At 62.8% G+C, this 18,730-nt stretch carries 19 protein-coding genes; 7 read left to right on the plus strand and 12 right to left on the minus strand.

The genetic code is table 11. The features are described from left to right. Window positions 1-196: 196 nt before the first annotated feature. Together EA473_RS04465 and EA473_RS04470 are read right to left on the minus strand one after the other, a co-directional pair. Entirely contained in the window at window positions 197-1,288 is a 1,092-nt protein-coding gene (locus EA473_RS04465) for a hypothetical protein (RefSeq protein WP_124194468.1), read from the minus strand. 174 nt (window positions 1,289-1,462) lie between these two features. Beyond that, window positions 1,463-1,717 (minus strand): DUF7533 family protein, encoded by a 255-nt coding sequence (locus tag EA473_RS04470; RefSeq protein ID WP_124194469.1) that lies wholly within the window; start codon window positions 1,715-1,717, stop codon window positions 1,463-1,465. Window positions 1,718-1,840: 123 nt separating this feature from the next. On the opposite strand from EA473_RS04470, the gene EA473_RS04475 reads away from it, so the two are divergent. The 3 genes from EA473_RS04475 to EA473_RS04485 all read left to right on the plus strand — a co-directional run bounded on the left by EA473_RS04475 (window position 1,841) and on the right by EA473_RS04485 (window position 4,690). Further along, the gene (locus tag EA473_RS04475) at window positions 1,841-2,440 is read left to right on the plus strand and encodes a riboflavin synthase (RefSeq protein WP_124194470.1); all 600 of its coding nucleotides are present in this window, start codon (window positions 1,841-1,843) and stop codon (window positions 2,438-2,440) included. Window positions 2,441-2,628: 188 nt separating this feature from the next. Then, complete coding sequence (locus tag EA473_RS04480) at window positions 2,629-3,585, plus strand: succinylglutamate desuccinylase/aspartoacylase family protein (RefSeq protein WP_124194471.1); 957 nt, start codon at window positions 2,629-2,631, stop codon at window positions 3,583-3,585. 1 nt (window position 3,586) lies between these two features. Beyond that, window positions 3,587-4,690: a threonine synthase gene (locus EA473_RS04485; protein WP_124194472.1), complete on the plus strand. Its 1,104-nt coding sequence runs from the start codon at window positions 3,587-3,589 to the stop codon at window positions 4,688-4,690. 16 nt (window positions 4,691-4,706) lie between these two features. Here EA473_RS04485 and hflX read toward each other — a convergent pair whose 3' ends face one another. The 7 genes from hflX to tbsP form a co-directional block, all read right to left on the minus strand. Continuing rightward, window positions 4,707-6,008 carry a GTPase HflX gene (gene hflX, locus EA473_RS04490; RefSeq protein ID WP_124194473.1) on the minus strand — a complete coding sequence of 434 codons (1,302 nt, stop codon included), beginning with the start codon at window positions 6,006-6,008 and terminating at the stop codon, window positions 4,707-4,709. Between the two features lie 228 nt (window positions 6,009-6,236). Then, window positions 6,237-6,962 (minus strand): ribosome assembly factor SBDS, encoded by a 726-nt coding sequence (locus tag EA473_RS04495; RefSeq protein ID WP_124194474.1) that lies wholly within the window; start codon window positions 6,960-6,962, stop codon window positions 6,237-6,239. 107 nt (window positions 6,963-7,069) lie between these two features. Further along, the gene (gene psmA / locus EA473_RS04500; protein ID WP_124194475.1) at window positions 7,070-7,831 is read right to left on the minus strand and encodes an archaeal proteasome endopeptidase complex subunit alpha; all 762 of its coding nucleotides are present in this window, start codon (window positions 7,829-7,831) and stop codon (window positions 7,070-7,072) included. 4 nt (window positions 7,832-7,835) lie between these two features. Continuing rightward, entirely contained in the window at window positions 7,836-8,321 is a 486-nt protein-coding gene (locus EA473_RS04505) for an Rpp14/Pop5 family protein (RefSeq protein WP_124194476.1), read from the minus strand. 4 nt (window positions 8,322-8,325) lie between these two features. Then, a complete protein-coding gene (locus EA473_RS04510) occupies window positions 8,326-8,988 on the minus strand; it encodes a class I SAM-dependent methyltransferase (RefSeq protein WP_124194477.1) in 663 nt (220 codons plus the stop codon). Then, the gene (locus EA473_RS04515; RefSeq protein WP_124194478.1) at window positions 8,972-9,676 is read right to left on the minus strand and encodes an RNase P subunit p30 family protein; all 705 of its coding nucleotides are present in this window, start codon (window positions 9,674-9,676) and stop codon (window positions 8,972-8,974) included. The genes EA473_RS04510 and EA473_RS04515 overlap by 17 nt, the downstream gene beginning before the upstream one ends. Before the next feature lie 255 nt (window positions 9,677-9,931). Then, window positions 9,932-10,750: a transcriptional regulator TbsP gene (tbsP, locus tag EA473_RS04520; protein ID WP_124194479.1), complete on the minus strand. Its 819-nt coding sequence runs from the start codon at window positions 10,748-10,750 to the stop codon at window positions 9,932-9,934. A 382-nt stretch (window positions 10,751-11,132) separates the two neighbouring features. On the opposite strand from tbsP, the gene EA473_RS22165 reads away from it, so the two are divergent. Next, window positions 11,133-11,273: a hypothetical protein gene (locus EA473_RS22165; RefSeq protein WP_165875202.1), complete on the plus strand. Its 141-nt coding sequence runs from the start codon at window positions 11,133-11,135 to the stop codon at window positions 11,271-11,273. A gap of 2 nt (window positions 11,274-11,275) precedes the next feature. Here the strand turns inward: EA473_RS22165 and EA473_RS04525 are convergent, their stop codons facing one another. Further along, window positions 11,276-13,438, minus strand: a complete 2,163-nt coding sequence (locus EA473_RS04525) for a hypothetical protein (RefSeq protein ID WP_124194480.1) — start codon at window positions 13,436-13,438, stop codon at window positions 11,276-11,278. A gap of 371 nt (window positions 13,439-13,809) precedes the next feature. Beyond that, window positions 13,810-15,060 (minus strand): serine hydroxymethyltransferase, encoded by a 1,251-nt coding sequence (gene glyA, locus EA473_RS04530; RefSeq protein ID WP_124194481.1) that lies wholly within the window; start codon window positions 15,058-15,060, stop codon window positions 13,810-13,812. A 258-nt stretch (window positions 15,061-15,318) separates the two neighbouring features. Here glyA and EA473_RS04535 point away from each other — a divergent pair, with 258 nt between their 5' ends. Next, window positions 15,319-16,212 carry a bifunctional methylenetetrahydrofolate dehydrogenase/methenyltetrahydrofolate cyclohydrolase gene (locus tag EA473_RS04535; protein ID WP_124194482.1) on the plus strand — a complete coding sequence of 298 codons (894 nt, stop codon included), beginning with the start codon at window positions 15,319-15,321 and terminating at the stop codon, window positions 16,210-16,212. Window positions 16,213-16,224: 12 nt separating this feature from the next. Here the strand turns inward: EA473_RS04535 and EA473_RS04540 are convergent, their stop codons facing one another. Continuing rightward, window positions 16,225-16,956: a DUF7117 family protein gene (locus tag EA473_RS04540; RefSeq protein ID WP_124194483.1), complete on the minus strand. Its 732-nt coding sequence runs from the start codon at window positions 16,954-16,956 to the stop codon at window positions 16,225-16,227. Window positions 16,957-17,154: 198 nt separating this feature from the next. Between EA473_RS04540 and EA473_RS04545 the strand changes: the two genes are divergently transcribed. Together EA473_RS04545 and EA473_RS04550 are read left to right on the plus strand one after the other, a co-directional pair. After that, window positions 17,155-17,871 carry a hypothetical protein gene (locus tag EA473_RS04545; protein ID WP_124194484.1) on the plus strand — a complete coding sequence of 239 codons (717 nt, stop codon included), beginning with the start codon at window positions 17,155-17,157 and terminating at the stop codon, window positions 17,869-17,871. Window positions 17,872-18,423: 552 nt separating this feature from the next. Further along, window positions 18,424-18,681, plus strand: a complete 258-nt coding sequence (locus EA473_RS04550) for a hypothetical protein (RefSeq protein ID WP_124194485.1) — start codon at window positions 18,424-18,426, stop codon at window positions 18,679-18,681. Window positions 18,682-18,730 lie beyond the last annotated feature (49 nt).

Here is an 18,730-nt window from a genome sequence, read left to right on the forward strand (position 1 = left end):
CCGGTAGACCGTACGGGTCGGGACTTCCGGTGCATCGTGACGATAATCTACAGGGGCCGCGCGAGCGCGAACGGCTGCAGTCGAACCGATACACAGTGGTAGCTCGTCTCGGAGACGAGTGAAACCGACGAAACCGGCCCGGACGGGGGATCACACACTGGCCGATACCGTCTCGAACTGCGCAGATCCACGCGGCTCACTCGCTATCGTCCTCTGATTCGCGACCACCGTTCGTATCGTACGCCGTCTCCCGATCCGCGTCCAGCACGAACGGGCCCTCTTCGGGCGTCCGTTTGGTTACAGCCGCAGCGCGCAATACGTACGAGGTGAGGACGGCGTACGGGGCGAGCGAAATGGTGTACGCGAAACTGATGAACACCGTAAGCGGCGTGTAGCCGAGGAGCGTAACGTCCGGGAACATGCCCGTGTCGAGCGCGAGAAGCACGTAGGTTATAAAGACGATAATCGGTAACGAGACCGTCAGCAGCGTCGTCGAGAGGTCCGAGAGTTCGAGCTTGTAGTAGAGCGTCTTGAAGTACTCCCGACAGACCATGAGCGTATGGAGCGTGTCCACGATGTCCTCGATAACCGCGCGCTCCTCGCTCGTGAGCTGTTCGCCGTACTCCGTGAGTATTCGCCGCGACTGGTAGAGTTGCCAGGAGGAGTCGTAGTTCAACCCCGTGAGCAGTTCGTCCGTCGAACCGCTTGGAACCCGTGCGAACGTCGTCAGCACCTCCTCCGTGTTTTCATGAATGTCGGATCGGAGCCGATCGACCTCGTCTCGATACGGCCCGCTCCCGGACTCCTCGAGGCGTTGGAGTTCGTCCGCTCGCTCCTTGATCGATCGAAGGACGACTGCGGTGAACTGCCCTGGTCGCGCCGGGCTCACGTCGACGATACCGTGATCTTCGATCTGACTCTGGAAGTCGATGGTGGTGTCGACCCGTTCGAACTGGTCGCTCAACGAGGTGAGCTCCTGAGAGATGCCGACGGCGGCGATCGAAACTACGATCGAAACCAGCAGAATCGTCCCGCTTAGCAGGGTGTTGAACACCGTCTGTATCATCGTCGTCTCGCTCAGCAGTTCCTGATACTCGATCGGCCAGATCCCTCCCATGACGAGCAACACGCCAAAGACGGCCGCGAGTAACGCGGTCGCCACTCGCTCGCGATTGCCGTCGAAGAGTATCCACCGCTTGATCCTGTTCTCGCTCGAGCGGTCGACCGGTCTCCCCGACGTGTTGATACGGTTCCAGACGGACCGTCTCACCCAATCGACATCGACCATCGGGGCGTTCCGACAGGATCCACGGATAAATAGGATTGCGGTGCTTCTGCCCGGTCGAACGCGGTTCATCCGATCTGCTCTACGCCGTTACGGCTCACCCGGTCAGCAATATGCCATTACGGCACAGCCCCAGACCGTTCGCGATTGTGCGGGGCATCGTCAGGGCAGTCCGTCTCACTCGTTCTCGTCGGATTCGGATTTCGTATCCGGCGTCGCCGCGGACCCGATCCGTTTTGCGATCAGTCCCGGAACGTCGGTCGGCATCGTGAGCCGTCGCTGGACGAGCACGAGTGCGACCGCGAGGCCGATGAGAACCGACCCGGTGACCGTCTCCCCGCGAACGAGCAGAAACTCGAGGCCGGCGAGGGCCGCTGGAATTGCGAGCACGAGCACGCCCGCGAGTTTGATCGTGTCGAGGATGCCTGCCATCGACTACCGATAGCGAGCCAGGGGGCAAAAACGCAGCGACGTCGGTTCGAGAACACCGAATCACAGAACCGTGACGCGTACCCGACTCGGAACGGATTTATCCCTCGGCGGCCACCACCGAGTATGTTCACGGGAATCGTCGAGGAGACCGGCGAAATCGTCGGCCGGGAGCGCGGCGAGGACGGGCTTCGACTGCGGATCGGGGCCGACGAGGTCGCGACGGGACTCGAGTACGGACAGAGCGTAAGCGTCAGCGGCGCGTGTCTCACGGTCGAACGGTACGAGGACGGGGCGTGGTTCGAGGTGTTTCTCGCGAGCGAAACCGTCGACCGGACCTACCTCGACGAGTTGGCCGAGGGCGATGCGGTCAACCTCGAGCGGGCGATGCCGGCCGAGGGGCGATTCGACGGCCACGTCGTTCAGGGACACGTCGACGCGGTGGCGACCGTCTCGGACGTCGAGTCGGTAGACGAAGACTGGTTCTTCGAGTTCGAACTCCCCGAGGGGTACGAGCGCTACGTCGTCGAGAAGGGGTCGATCACCCTCGACGGGATCAGCCTCACCGTCGCGGATCTCGAGGAGCGGCGGGTCACCGTCGCCATCGTCCCGACGACCTACGACGTGACGACGCTGTCGGCGAAAGCGCCGGGCGATCCGATCCACCTCGAGGTCGACGTGCTCGCGAAGTACGTCGAACGGCTGCTCGAGGCCCACTTCGAGTGACGGGGGCGCCCGGGACCCGGGCCTGACCGAAGTCCCGCTCGGCACGGGTGACCGGTACCGATCGTCGATGAACGCCGTCGTTCTCCCCGTTCGACACGTTCGATGGCCGTCATTGGATGAGGCGACGGCCCGTGCCGTCGGCAACGACAAAGGACAGTATAAAGACCAACCGGTCCGTCGTGGGTGACATGACGACGCTCGGAACGGCGAGCGCGGAACCCGGCGAGATCGACACGGGCCGTCTCGAGGTCGGCGAGACCCGGGATGGAAGCCCGTTCGGGCTCCCCGTCGCCGTCATCAACGGCGCGAAACCGGGGAAGACGCTCTACCTGCAGGCGGCGAGCGACGGCGACGAACTCAACGGGGTCGGCGTCATCAAGCGAGTCGTTCCCCGACTCGATCCCGCCGAACTCTCCGGGACGATTCTGATCGTCGGGATCGTCAACTACCACGCGTTTCAGGTCGCCGAACACCGCAATCCGATCGACGATACGAAGATGAACCGCGCCTATCCCGGCTCCGAGAACGGTACCTCGAGCGAGCGCATCGCCGCAACGACGTTCGAGGCCGCGACCCGCGCCGACCTGATCCTCGATCTCCACCAGGGCTCGACGAGCCGGATGATCGACGAAGTTCGGGTGAGGTGTGGGAAACGCCATCGCCTCTACGAGGACTGTCTCGAACTCGCGAAGGCCTTCGACTGTGGCTACGTCCTCGACCAGAAGGGACCCGACGGACAACTCGCTCGAGCGGCACCCGACGAGGGGATTCCGACGGTCGACCCCGAACTCGGCGGCTGTATCGGCTGGGACGAAACGAGCGTTCGAAAGGGCGTCGAGGGGGTCTTCAACGTCCTCACCCACTACGGGTTTCTCGAGGGGACGGTCGATCTGAACCGCCAGACCCGTGCGAACGGGTTCGAACAGTACGGCGCGCCGAACGGAGGTCTCGTGACGATGAAACGGGACCTCGGCGAGCAGGTGGCCCACGACGAGGAGCTGTTCGAGGTGACGACGCCGTTTGGCGAATCGAAAGCGACCGTCACCGCCGACAGCGACGGGATCCTCTGGCGAACTCGCCGGCTCCCGCAGGTCGCAACCGGCGAGTACGTCTGCTCGGTCGGCACGGACGTCGATTCGTTCTGATATGCCGTCGGATCTCGTCTGTCCGGCGTGTGAGCGGGTGTACGAGGCGGGTCCAGACGAACCCTGGCGCTGTGGCTGTGGCCACCCCCTCGAGTTCGTCGACCGACCCTATCCCAGCGGCGATCCGCTACCGCTGTCCAGACTCGACACCAGCGCCGGTCTGTGGACCTTCTTCGAGTTCCTCCCGATCGAACAGCACGTAACGTTTCACGAGGGCTTTACCCCGATGGTCGAAGCCGGCGACTGGAACGCACGGTTCAAACTCGAGTACGTCTTTCCGACCGGTTCGTTCAAAGATCGCGGCGCGACGACGACGCTCTCTCGAGCCGTGGAACTGGGCGTCGAGCGGGTGATTGAGGACTCCTCCGGAAACGCCGGTGCGTCGATCGCGACCTACGCGGCTCGGGCCGGCCTCGAGGCCGACATCTACGTTCCGGCGGACGTCAAACAGTCGAAGCTGATGACGATCCAGCGGGCCGACGCCCGCCCCGTCTGCATCGACGGTAGTCGCCAGGACGTCACCGACGCCTGTATCGACGCGGTCGAGTCCGGTGACGGGTGGTACGCGAGCCACGCCTGGAACCCCGCTTTCTACGCGGGGACGATGACCTTCGCGTTCGAAGTTGCGGCTCAGTGTAACTGGACGATCCCCGACGCGGTCGTCCTGCCGGTCGGCCACGGGACGTTATTTCTCGGTGCCTACAGGGGGTTTCGCCTCCTCGACGAAGCCGGCATCGTCGACGGCGTCCCGCGACTGCTCGGCGCACAGGCCGCCGGCCACGCCCCCATCGTCGAACGCGTCGGTGGGGACCCATTCGGGGAGTCCGACGGCGAGTCCGAAATCGCCGACGGGATCGAGATCGCAACCCCCGCACGGGGGGACGAGATTCTCGAGGCGATCGACGCGACGGGCGGTGACGCGATCGCCCTCGGGGACGACCCGATCGAGAGCGCACTCGACCGCCTCCACCGCGACGGATTCTACGTCGAACCGACGTCCGCAGTCGCCCCGGCGGCGCTCGAGCAGTATCGCGATGCGGGAGTGCTCGCGGACGACGAAGACGTCGTCGTCCCCTTGACCGGGAGTGGATTAAAAACGCTGTGACTGCTGGCTACTATAGTTATGTCGACTCCGCCGGTGCAGTGTGGAGTTCACTCGCACGCGAGCGCGCTTGCGAAATCACCGCCGGACGGGCTTGGAAATCGACGAGGACGTCCTCGTCGCCGTAGGTTACGTCGTCGACGTTTGCGTTGTCGTGAATCCAGGATACCAGACTCATCGTCTCTTCGGTCATCGGCAACACGAGTCGCTCTTGTTCCCAGTCCGGGAGTTCCTCGTCGATTCGTGAGAGCAACGCGTCGACGTTCGTCCCCTCGCGTGCGCTGACGGCGACTGGGTTCGGAGCGAGCGCCGAGAGCGCCTCGCGTTTCTCCGCGAGTTCGTCTTCGTCGACTTTGTCGGTCTTGTTCAGGACGGTCACGATCGGGGCCTCGTTTCGCTCGTAAAGGGTGTCGTGGCAGGTGACGAGTTTCTCGTGAATCTCGTCTACCGCTTCGCTGACGTCGACGACCAGCAAAACCAGATCCGCCCGGTAGACGGAATCGAGCGTCGACTTGAACGACTCGACGAGCCAGTGGGGGAGGTCGCTGATGAACCCGACGGTGTCGGTCACAAGCACGTCCCGCGGCTCGATGTCCGCCCGGCGGGTCGTCGTTCCAAGCGTCGTAAACAGTTTGTCCTGGGACTCGGCCGTCGCCTCGAGGTCCCGGTGGAGCCCTTCGTTCTCGTCGACGTCGAGTCCCTCCGACAGCCGCCGCAGCAGGGTTGATTTGCCCGCGTTGGTGTATCCCGCGAGCGCGACCAGATCGAACCCGGAGTCGCGACGTCGCTCCCGCCGGTGTTCTTCCGTCTGCTCGATCTGTTCGAGCTCGTCGTTGATGCGACTGATCTGGGCTTTGATGTCCTGTTCTCGACTTTCGTCGTACTCCCCGAGTCCCATGAAACCGGGATGTTCCTCGCGCTTGGCGAGGCTCGTCTTCGCCTCCGCGCGCGGAAGCTCGTACCGGAGTTCGGCGAGTTCGACCTGAAGCTGGGCCTTTCGCGTCTGGGCGCGCTGGCCGAAAATCTCGAGAATCAGCGTAAACCGGTCGATAACCTCGACGCCGTCGGGAAGCAACTGGCCGAGGTTGTACGTCTGGTACGGACCGAGCCGGTTGTCGAAGACGACGGTCGTCGCGTCCGTTTGTGCCACTCTCGCGGCGAGTTCCTCGGCTTTCCCCTCGCCCAACTGGAGTGCCGGATCGGCCTGTCGCGACTGTGTGACCTCGCCGACGACGGTGTAGCCGGCTGCCGCCGCGAGTTCGCGGATCTCGTTCGTATCGGGCGTTCCGGAATCGACGCGCTTTGCGATGATCGCTCTCATAACAGTGGGTTGATTGTAGTCGGGCAGTGTCGGCTCCTCGAGAGGGGTCCCTCCTCGACTCGACTGGCGACGACCCGCGACCGATCGGCGCTCGCGGACGACTGACGGCGAAGTCCGCGCCCGGATACGCTATCGATGGCGGTCGAACACCTCCGTTCGGCAGTCGACAGTCATGATCGTTCGTACGCGACCGAACGTCTTCAATCCCGTGGCGATTCGTGCCGTCTCCTATCGCGTTTTCAGGTCGTCTTTGTCCTTGATGATCTCCGTTTCGGCGTTGCCGCTCGTGTGCTCGTTGACGGTGTCGTAGAACTCGTTTTGCATTCCAGCCGGAAAGGTCAACACGCCGATCCACGAGCCGTCGGGTTGCCACTCTTCGCGCTCGAGATCGCCGAACTGCCGAACCTTCGCCTGAGCGCTCCCCGCGTACTCGGCGGCGATCTGGACGGCGATCGTCACCTCCTCGAACCGGATCGGGATCACCGGTCGGAGCGCTTCCAGCGCGTCGTCGACCTGCTCTTCGACCGGCTCCATCGGATCGACGGTGAACCCGGCTTCCTCGAGTGCGTTCTCGATCCGGTCGGGGGGATGGGGGGCGTTGTCCATCTGGGGGTTGACCGCGTTGCGCGCGATCGTATCGATCAGCTGTTTGCGCTTTTGTTCTTGCATCTCGCGGCGCTGGTCGGCCGTGATCTGGATCTCGCCGTCCGTGATGACGTCGGGGATGATCTCCAGGGGATCGGTGGTGTCGAAAACGTCCTCGAGATCGGCTTCCGCGGGACGGTCGCCCCGGGAAGCGTCCTCGAAGACGTCTTCGGCGGCGATGACGTCTTCGAGGTCGCCATCGAACTCCCCGCGTTTGATCGCGAGGGCCGCGTCCGGGTCGACCAGCACTTCGAAGCGCGCGCCGTGTGACTCGAGTCGCGCCGTCACCGCCTCGTCAAGCGATATCATACTCGGGAGTAGCCGCGGCCGGGTAAAAGAGCTTTTCCTGACGATACGGCGAGTGCGGAAAACTGGTTGGCGACCGGGCGCTGGTCGATTCGGGGCGCTCGATTACGTTACTCGTCGGTCTCGTCTTCGTCGTCGCCCTCGTCGAGGAGGTCGTTCTCCTCGAGGTGTTCACCGATCCGATCCTGCTCGAACTGCTCGAAGGATTCGGTTTCGACGTCCACCGTCGCGAGGCCGACCTCGCTCGGGAGCAACGATCCGTCGTTGACGGATGCGAGCGCGTCGAGTGCGAGCGCGATTCCGCCGTCGAGGTCGGCTTCCGTCTCGTAGTTCTCTTCGAGGTACTCCTGGAGTTCGCCGCGGTCGGCACCGACGGCCAGTGCCTTCCACTCGTAGGGCGTCCCGGAGGGGTCGGTCTCGAACAGGCGCGGTTCGCCGTTGTCGATGCCGCCGACGATGAGCGCGACGCCGAACGGGCGAGCGCCGCCGACCTGCGTGTACTGCTGGATGTGGTCGGTGACGTTTTTCGTCAGCGTCTCGACGCCGATCGGTTCCCCGTATCGGAGCTGGTTCACCTGGGCCTGTCTGCGCGCGAAGTCGATCAGCTGGCGGGCGTCGGCGACGTGGCCCGCGCTCGCGATGCCGACGTGGTCGTCGGCCTTGTGAATCTTCTCGACGCTCGAGTCCTCGAGCAGCGGCGACGGGACTCGTTTGTCGACTGCGAGGACGACGCCGTCCGCCGTTCGCACACCAATACTAGCCGTACCTCGTTTGACCGCCTCGCGGGCGTACTCGACCTGGTAGAGTCGACCGTCCGGCGAGAAGATCGTAATACCTCGGTCGTACGCCTGCTGTTGGGCTTGTCCCTGCATAGTATCACGCTAAATCGTAATCGAGGTCCGTCGCGCCCGCGAACGCCTCATCGAGTCGCACGTCTGCGGATCCATTGCGGAGGACGGCGACTCGCTCTTCGTTCCCGAACACGACGTTTCTCTCTTCCGTGACTTGCCCACGGCGTCCTAAATAGTTTTCTTCAGCGGCACGGATCGTGCCACTGATACCGCGGACTCGAATTCCAACGGGAGCGCCGTCGACCGCGTCGATACAGGCGATCGCCGCGCGTGCTGGTTCGGTTTCGCCGCGGCGGACCCTGACGATCGCTTCGCCCACTCCGTCGGTGAAATCGAACCTGACGACCGTCAGATCGGCTCGAGCGCTGCCCGGATCGCCGAGCAGGTTCTGGCCCGCGTACCAACACTCCCGCTGGAAACCGCGTCTATCGATCGACGCGTCCGGCCACGCCTCGAGGCCGACCGCGAGGTACCGCCAGCGCGGCTGAAGGTGTTTTGGAAGGTGTTTCATCGAGTCACTCGGATCCGTCGGTGGCGGTTTCCTCGATCTGTCCGGGCGTCTCTGCGACGCTTTTTGGCGTCCGCTCGGCGACGAGAACGCCGACCTGATCGTGGACTCGCTCGACGGCAGTCAGCGAAAAGCCGACGTCGGTGAAGGCGTCCGCGAGAAAGCCGACGGTCGCCGGGTCGTCGACGTCGGGGGAGTAAAACGGCACCTCGGGATCCGGCTCGTCGAAGAACATCACGTCGCCGAGGACGAACGTCTCGGGGCCCAGATCGGCGATCACCGAAATCGCCTCCCGCTTTGCCTCGTCCGAGAGGTGATGCATCGCGAAGTTCGAGGTGACGACGTCGACGGTCTCGTCGTACTCGGGTTCCCGGAACGTCCCGTAGCCGAATTCGACGTTCTCGAGGCCCTCCTCGGCCGCCTTCTCTTCGGCTTTCGTCATCATCCCCTCGCTGATGTCACGACCGACCACCCGTTTTGCCTCGGGCGCGAGCGCGAGCGCGATCGCACCGGTTCCCGTTCCCAGATCGAGGACGACGTCATCGCTCCCCCGTCTCGCGTGTTCGATCACGAGGCCCGCACAGGCGCGGTACTCCTCCGAACTCGAGTCGTCGTACTCGGTCGCTTCGTCGTCGAATCTCGCCGCGTGTTCCTCAAGACTCTTCTTCATATCTGCCACGTTCGACCCCAGGCTCAATGAACGACTCGGAGTCGATCCGTCGGTTTCGTTCGGCGAGTCGGCCCCACTCCCGCAGTCCCTCCTCGATGAACTCACTCGAGAGGCCGATCTCCTCGCCGAGAGCCAGCAGTTCGCGGGGTGTCCGAAGCTCGAGGTGGGAGGACGGATCGGCGCTGACGACGTAGGGGGCGTCGTAGTAGTCGACGATCTCCTCGAGTTTGCGAAGCGACTGCACGTGTCGGACGCGTCTCCCCCCGTGGGTCCGGAGGACGTCCGAGAGGTCGAACTCGAAACGGACGCCGTTTTCGACTGCGGCTTTGGCGAGGACGTGATTGACGTCGCCGTTGCCGGCTATCGGAGCGGCCAGGACGTCGACCTTCTCGTTCTCGACGGCAAACCGGTTCAGGGCGTTCGTCCCGCCCTCGACGGCGACGACCGTCTCGTCGGTTCGGTAGTTGCCCACCGCGCCGCTTGCCCCGTGGGGATCGTCGGCCCGAACCTCGACTCCGCGGACGACGTCGATCTCGTACTCCTCGCGGATCCGCTCCGGCTCGTACGACCCTCGAGCGTCGGAGTGATTGCGCACGACCACGCCCTCGTACCCGTAGTCGGCCGCCGTCTTCGCGAACCTCGCGACCGTACTCTCTCCGTCGGGGTGGGCGTGGACGGCCTCGTACATACCAGGTCATCTCACGGCGACGACTTGGGGTTTGCGTCACGCGGCGGAGCGAGACACTCGCCTCGACTGCGACGATCGCAGTTCGCAGCCGAGAACTGGGAAGACGCGAGCCGTCTTTCCGTGCTGGAAAGCGAAACCGAGCGGAATCTGTGATTCCTCGAGTTTCGGCCCTCGCAGAAGACGGCGAGTGCTGGCGCTCTCGTGAGGATTTCAGCGGGGCGTGGTCCGTCACGCCCATAGCAGACGTATCGGCTTCTAGTTCAGAATGCTCTGTGCGACGGTCGCGAGCTGGCCGTTGTCAGCCTCGCGGAGTCGATCGTCGCCGATTTTCAGGCGCAGACGCGGTCTGCCGACGTCGATCGGGACCTTCTCGGTGTCGATCAGGCCCATGTCCTCGAGTTTGGTCTTGGTACGCGAGAACGTCGCTTTCGAGGCGATGCCGACGTCTTCGCCCCACTTGCTGATGTCGTACAGCAGCGCCTCGTTTTTCGCCGCGACGAGCAGAGAGATGGTTACCTCGTCCAGCCCGTCGCCGTCGCCGCGAGCCGTCTCGAGTGAGTTGAGGATCGAGGTGAAATCTTCCTCAGCTTCGGGGCTGATCTCCTCGGCGAGCGTCTCCCGGACGTCCGTAATCGGTGGCGTCCGGAGGTTGAACGACGTGGCACCCTCCCATCGTTCGGTGTACGTTTCGTAGGTGTCCTCGACGAACCCGTCGTCGTCGGTGACGAGTCCGCCGACGCGGTCGCCGGCGTGGACGACGGCGACGACGCGGTCGTCGGTGATCAGCAGCGAGTTTTCGGGTGCCTCGTCGATGGTCCGAAGGGAAAGCGTTCCGTCGGCGATGAGGTCGGCGGCGTTCGACGCGACGATGAAATCGTCCATGACGTCTTTGAGCGTCCGCTCGTCGGCCAGCATCCGGATCGATGGCGACGATCCTCCGAAGTCCGTCGCGACGTTGACGAACTCCTCGATGGCGTCTCGCGAGGGGTTGATCATGTACACGTCTCCGCTTGCATCCTCGAGAACTGACCCGAGGATATCGTCAATTTGGTGGTTGAGTAAATTCGAGGTCATGCCTATACACAAGTAAACGCACCCATATCACTTAATTTTGCTGGCCGTTTGCACACCAGAACTTCTACTCTTTGCGCAGACAGGTAATTTTTGGCACCCAATATGTTATTTTCCCGACCTGTGCTGGAGGGTGGTAACGGAACACATATAATGAATATTATCCTCTCCGACGGTGCCCGGAGAGTGTACCGCGGTGCTCGAGTGACCACAGCCGCGGCTGTCGGACGAGAATACCCCACAGTCCGCTCTGAATCCGACCCGCTCCGGATCTGAATCAAACCGACGAGATCGGTGGACGGGTTGTGACGAACGAACCGTCGCCGCGAAATAGATTCGAGACTGACAATAACTATATATACGTGTCATTGTATTACAGTATCGTATGGGTGTTAGCTCCGATCAGTTCCAGTGGGACCCAGTGGAGGTCGTCGACGATCAGTTGGCGTCACCGACGGATGCCGATCGGTGGGTCGGACGGGAAACCATGCGTGCAAAGCGAGTGAGCACGTACGGCGGGCCCTGACGTTACCGAGCGAACCGGGACCAGAGTTCTCCAGACCAGTAGACGTCTCCGTTGTATATGACCGATGCGTCCGTCTCCTCGAGTACGTCTGCGAGTTCCGACCGAGAGAGCGTAAAGTGTGACTCTCGGCCGCAGAGATAGGCGTATTCGTTGGTTTCCGTGTGCGGGAAGTAGTACGCACCCGTCTCCCTGGTCGAGTAACAGTCGAACGTCACGAGGAATCGATCACGGTTCTCACGTTCGTCCTCGAGTTCCTCGACGATCACCGTCGTCGGAAGTCGGTGTTCGCCCTGCACGAGCGAGTGCGTTCCGTCGCCGACGACCGCGTAATCTTTCCCCATCATGATGCGTCTTCGTGCGAGTCGCATCGCCCGCTCGATGCTGAAGCCGTGAACGAGGAGTTTGGCGAACGTCGACCCCACTTTGACGGCGTGATCGTTCAACACCTTGCTGACCGTCACTGCGCCGGCGACGCTGCCCTTTTCGATCAACGTTCGTCCCTCGAAAAACGAGCCACAGGCGTTGAGAAAGAACGTCTGTGCGTTACATCCGTCGAGACTCGCCGTCGAGAGATAGCCGTCGGAGCATCGGAGCCCGTCCGTTTCGCAGTGACCGATGTAGTGGACGAAATCGTGTTCTCCCTCGAAGATTCGCGCGAGTTCGTCCGCCCGAAGGGACTCCTCTACGGTGACGTGCATCGGAACCTCCTGGGATCGTTGTCGGTAGATCTTCGCGACGGTGTCGTGTTCGCCGCTCATGTCGGGATCGTTCAGGACGACGTGGACGGAAATCGCGTCGCTGGATCGGGTCACGTACTCGAGTCGGTTCTGGTAGGCCTCCGGTGCGGATTTAAAGACGTCGATCGGGACCCCCTCTGCGAGCCAGCCGTGAACCCGCCCGTTTCTGAGTTCCGGTTTGACGATGTCCACCGACGCGACCCGTCCCGCACTCGCTCGCTGGCCGACTTCGGATCCGGAATCGTCAGTTCGGGTTTCCCATCCCTGTCTGGCTCCGGATGACTCTTCGCCACGGTAGAAGTCGGTAAGCGATCGCTCGACTAACTCCTTGCCGTCGAGTTCGGACGTTCGCGGTTTGTAGATCATGCTCAACCGATCGAGCAGAAACGGTAACGTCTCGACGCGATCGTACGTCGGCGTGACGTACGTCGAGAGGTGCCAGTCCGGCAGTCGGTGTTCGATCGTGGCGTAGGGGACGTCGAGATACGTCGAAAGCCGGTGCTGTGGAGACGCCTCGTACAGATCGACAGGATCGAGGTCGAGCGGATCGAGCAGGTGCCTCGAGGCGAGGTTCGTTCCGTACGGGCCCGCGTTACGGACGAGACAGTCCATAAAAAAGACCTTTCGGAGCATCCGTTCGACGTCGCGCTCGAGGTCGGGCATCGGCGAGAGTCGCTTCTCGAGGGCCGGGTCGGTGAGTCGGATCCGTGGTCGGTCGAGATCGCGGCTGATGTCGGCGTCTTCGAGCGTTCGAACGTGTGCCTGCAGGTAATACGCAAGCGGTGCAGTGACGAAAAGCGGTTCGTACGCCGAGGGGACGAGCAGTTCGATTCCCGAGTCGGGCGTCTCGGTACGGATCCTCTCGGGTATCTCGAGGGTCGGCCCGGTTTCGACCAGCGGTGGATGGCCGCGAAGGGTCGGATACGTCCGATCCGGGCCCGTCGTCTTGGAAGCCGACGCGAGGTGAGTCAGTGTCTCGGCTACGTCTGCAGGCGAGTCGGGAACGGTGATCGTTCCGGTCGGGAGTTCGTGGCGGCTTCGAAACCCGATGGCGAGGGGGGTTCGGTCCGGGAAGGTGATCACGACGGAGTCGAAGGTATCGGATCGCTCGATCGTCGCCGGCCCCGAAAATCGGAGGTAGGTCTTGATGTCCGTGTCGACGTCGACGACGTACTCGCCGGCCGAAAGCGAAAGCGTCTCCCCGCAGGGATCGAGTTCGTGTCGTTCCGGCGTGTCGAGGCCGAACGCGTAAACGATCGCGTGGGGAAATCGGAGTTCGGTCGCTTTCGCGGCGATCGAATCGTCGACGGGACGTGGGACGTCGGCGTCGGTGCCGTCGACGTCGAATTCCTCGCCGACGACGACCAGTTCGGCGTTGTCCGCGTCGGTGACGCGAAGAGCGTGGTCTCCCACCTCCCACTCTATCATTCGATAGGTCGAATGGTGCCCCGATAAGTTAGTTGTATCGGAATGTCACCTTTTTCGTTAGGTATTCCTATCGATGGATTAATACACACTCAATTAGGTATGGTAGTTACGAGTATTAATATTTACGAGTCGAGCGATCCGTGAACACTTTTCGGCCGTTTGTGGCCGGTACTTCGATCGACTGATCGTCGAGCGCGACCGGCTCCCGATCGAAATTCGGGAGGATGGGTGATTCTCCCAGAAGTGACAGCTCACATGGGTCCGGGAACGAAGCTCACGACTTCAGTCGTGGACAACTGACGTCCGTCTCCCGTCGGCAGGAACGCTGGTGCTCGTCTCCCGTCGGCAGGAACGGGTCGTTCTCGCGTGGCTTACTCGTCTCCGTACAGGGGATTCGCTTCACACAGCGACTCGACCTCGTCGCGAACGTCTGCGATGACGTCCTCCTCGCTGCGGTCGACGACGCGAGCGATGAGGTCGCCAACCGTTCGACAATCGTCCTGATCGAACCCTCGAGTCGTCAGCGCAGGCGTCCCGGCTCGGATGCCACTGGGGTCGAACGGCGAGCGCGTCTCGCCGGGAACCGTATTCCCGTTGAGAACGATTCCGGCGTCCTCGAGCGCTTTCTCGGCGTCGCCGCCGCTCGTGTCGGGGTGACTCTCCCGGAGATCGACGAGCACGAGGTGGTTGTCGGTCCCGCCGGAGACCAGCGAGAAGCCGTGATCGGCCAGCGACTGGCCAAGCGCCTTCGCGTTGGCGACCGTCTGGCGGGCGTACTCCTCGAACTCGGGCGTGAGCGCTTCCTTGAACCCGACGGCCTTTCCTGCGACGTTGTGCATCAACGGTCCACCCTGTCCGCCGGGGAAGACGGCCGCGTCGACGTCGTCGGCGTACTCCTCGCTCGTCATTACGATACCACCGCGGCCGGCGCGGATGGTCTTGTGTGTCGATCCGGTGACGAAGTCGGCGACGCCGACGGGTGACTCGTGGACGCCGCCGGCGACCAGCCCGGTGATGTGGGCGATGTCGGCGAGGTGGAACGCGTCGACCGACTCGGCAACCTCCTGGATGCGTCCCCACTCGATTTCGCGGGGATACGCGGAGTAGCCCGAAACGATCATGTCCGGATCGAACTCGGCCGCTTGATCCGCGAGGGCGTCGTAGTCGAGATACCCCGTTTCCGCGTCGACCTCGTACTGTTCGACGTCGTACAGCTGGCCGACGAAATTCGCCGGGTGGCCGTGACTGAGATGGCCGCCGTGTGTGAGATCGAGCGAGAGAATCTTGTCGCCGGGTTCTAACGTCGCAAAGTAAACCGCCTGGTTCGCTTGCGTCCCGGAGTGGGGCTGGACGTTGACGTGCTCGGCCCCGAACAGTTCCGTCGCGCGGTCGATCGCCAGCTGTTCGACCTCGTCGGCGTACTCACAGCCGCCGTAATATCGGGATCCGGGGTATCCCTCCGCGTACTTGTTCGTCAGGGCACTCCCCTGGGCGTCGAGAACCGCGCGACTGGCGTGGTTCTCGCTCGCGATCATCTGTAGCGATGACCGCTGGCGTTTTACTTCCGCCTCGAGCGCATCGGCGACGGCGGGATCGACCTCCCGGACGTGCTCGTGTTCCATGCCGGATGTGGGGTCCGACGTGTGTATAAGTCTACCTTTCCCCGAACGTCCGAGCCATTAATGTTGACCGAACACACCGTCTGTTGAAGGCACACTGGGTGCGACGAGGGCGTGGCGACCGAAAAGCGACCTCGTCGGCCCGGTCGCAATCGATTCCGTCGGAAACGTTACCCGGAACCGAGTGTAATTCTGGCGGATAACGGCGGCATCCGGCTCGAACCCGAGGCTTGATTAGCCTTGCGAGAGGGTACCCGAGTAATGGCCGAAATCATCGACGGGAACGCGGTTGCGGACGACGTGCGACAGAGCCTCACGGATGCGATCGAAACGCTCGCGGACGCGGGTGCACGGCCCGGACTGGCGACGGTCCTGATGGGCGACGATCCCGCGAGCGAGACGTACGTGAACATGAAACAACGCGATTGCGAGGAGGTCGGCATCGAGGGGACCCACGTCGACGTCGACGGCGACGCCTCGCCCGCACAACTGTACGACACGCTCGAGGATCTCAACACCGATCCCGACGTTCACGGCTACCTCGTGCAGTCTCCCGTCCCGGATCACATCGATTACAGGGAAGTCATCCACCGAATCGATCCGGCGAAGGACGTCGACGGCTTCCACCCCGAAAACGTCGGGCGTCTCGTCGCGGGCAACGACCGGTTTCGTCCCTGTACACCCCACGGGGTCCAGAAACTCCTCGAGGCGTACGACGTCGATACCGAAGGGAAAGACGTGACGATCGTCGGCCGCTCTCGAATCGTCGGCAAGCCGCTCGCGAACCTGTTGATCCAGAAAGCCGACGACGGCAACGCGACCGTGACGGTCTGTCACTCGCGAACCGAGAACCTGGCCGAGAAGACACGAAGCGCCGACATCGTTATCGCAGCCGTCGGCGTCCCGGAATTCGTCGACGGCTCGATGATCGGCGAGGGAGCGACCGTAATCGACGTCGGTATCAACCGCGTCGAGACCGACACGGAGAAGGGATACGAACTCGTCGGCGACGTCGAGTTCGAGAGTGCGAAAGAGAAGGCGGGCCTGATTACGCCGGTTCCCGGCGGCGTCGGCCCGATGACGCGCGCGATGTTACTGTACAACACCGTCAAAGCCGCGAGCATTCAGGAGGACGTCGACGTCGACCTCCCCTGAACGGAGTCCGTCTCACGGCCCATCGACGGTCGAGAACTCGAGGCCCTCGAGGCGATCCTGTGCGCGCCCGAACGCGAGTTCGTCGCCGCGAAGGCCGTTCGCGAGGTCCCGCGTCGCCTCGAGCAGTCGTTCGGCCGTCTCCGGACGAACGTCTCCGTCGAGCATCCGGAGCCGGGTGACGTGTTCGCCGAGGGTCTCGAGTGCGCTTCGTTCGCTCGACGTGAATTCACGATTCTTCCCCCAGGTTCTGATCTCGCGTCGGTACTCCCGGACCGCGTTCGCGTACGCGAGTCCGCGACTCGCTCGAAGTGCCGACGGGACAGCGTCCGGCGGCGGTCGTTTTCCGTCGTCGGCGTCGCGCAAAAGCGAGAGGAAGTACAACTCCTCGCGTTCGGACGGACGGACGTCGCGGACGACGTCGTCGGCGACGTGTCGGAGTTCCGCGGCTGCGAGGTAGGTATCGTCGAGCTCACGGAGCTCGCCCGCGTTGACGAACCCTCGCCGTCTAGCGTACTCGCGACAGCGGTCGCGAGTGCGATCGGCGAGTTCGCCGACCGACGCGTCGTCGACGTCGGCACGAACGGGGGTGAGATCGAACTCGACCCGAACGTCCGTGTGTTCGGTTCGTTCGTCGATACCGACGCTGTGGAGGCTTCCACAGGCAGGACAGCCGACGCTTCCGGTTTCGTAGTACGACCAGCGGGTTCCACACTCCGTGCACTCGCGCTCCCCGCGAACCTTCATACGCGAGGGTATGGCGCGCGTCTGGAAAGTCCCACCGGTGACGAGCGGCGGATCGTTCGGCTGTGCTGGTCCTCTCGAGTCGGAATCTATCGTTTCCCGCTCGAACAGGAACGAACAAACGGACGATCCTCAATGGGTCATTAACGTACGGCAGTTGCAGGCCGCAATGAAACCAGCGGGAACGTTCTATCCAGGTGTATGTCCCACCCACGATTCAACCGACGGAAGTTCATCGCTGCGGCAGGTACCACGAGTGCGCTCGTTCTGGCGGGGTGTGCCGACGAAGGTCCCGGCGAAGAGGAAGACGACGGAATCGACGACGATCCGGAAGAGGATCCGGTAGACGACGACGAGGATCCAGTGGACGACGACGAGGATCCGATGGACGACGACGAGGATGACGACGAAGAAGAGGAAGAAGAGGCCTACGCGTTGACCGTCACAGTCGAGGACGACGAGGAAGAACCCGTCGAAGGAGCGACCGTCACGGTCGAAGAAGACGGGATGGACGATGACGGAATGGACGACGAAGAGGACGACGGGCTGGACGACGAAGAGGACGACGGGATGGACGACGAAGAGGACGACGGGCTGGACGACGAAGAGGACGACGGGATGGACGACGAAGAGGACGACGGGATGGACGACGACGAGAACGGGCTGGACGACGAAGACGACGAAGAGTGGGAAGAAGAGACCGACGAAGACGGCCAGGCCGAGTTCGAGGACCTCGAGGACGGCGACTACCTGGTCCACGCAGAGTACGAGGGCGACGAAGCCGAGGACGAAGTCGAGATCGACGGCGCGGACGAGGAGATTACGCTCACTCTCGGCGAGGAAGCCGAAGCGGACGACGAAATGGACGACGAGAACGGAGACGACGAGAACGACGACGAAAACGACGACGGCATCTAGAGCGAACGACGGGAGTCGTTCGTTCCGGCCGATTCGATCGACGTATCGGTTCGCCGTCTGATCCGACCGTCCCATCGGCGATAACACGCCGTTTCCGCTTTTTCGACGGAAGATACCGGTCTTCGGAGCTATAGTGTCAACTGAAACGATTCACACACCGATCGCCGATCAGTCTGGCGATCGGATCTGTAGTGACGTGCAGTGGCTACTATGCTGTCCCGAATCGGTGCGTGCCGTCGGCGCGAACCGGTTCGTCCGTGTTCCGGAACCCGGCCGACGCCACCGTCGGAACCACCAGTCCTCCAGACCCCGACGATGGATCGGTACCACCGAAGCGGAAGTGACTTCCAGTGGCTCCCATCGTCTCATACGGTTTACTGTGCGTCATTTCCGGAGCGACCGCGGGAAAGCGTCCGGTCGCTCCGGGAAGCAGTTACAGCAAACCGTACCAAGGATCACTATATATTCGATCGGTGTCTTTCTCTTACCCAAACCCTCCGGCCGTCGACATCAATAGTTACTTTGCGACGAACCCTCCTTGTTCGAGTACCGATGTCAGTCCTCTCTACGGAAGACGAAGGCAAGTTCCTGATGGACGTTCGAGGCGAACAGATCGGGATCGTCACCGAGATCGATCCGATCGAACAGATCGCGTACGTCGACCCCGAACCGACCCTCACGAACGCCTGGATCCAGAGCCTCGGCCGCGGCGGTGCCGGCGATGACGACCTCGAGATTCCGGCCGAGAACATCGAGACGATCACCGACTCGGAGGTTCGCGTCGACGCGGACCTCAGCAGCGACGCCTAACGGCGACCAGACCCGACGTTCACCGCCGGTCCCGAGCGCCCGCTCGAGG

It is taken from the genome of Natrarchaeobius chitinivorans (assembly GCF_003841505.1).
GTDB classification, from domain to species: domain Archaea; phylum Halobacteriota; class Halobacteria; order Halobacteriales; family Natrialbaceae; genus Natrarchaeobius; species Natrarchaeobius chitinivorans.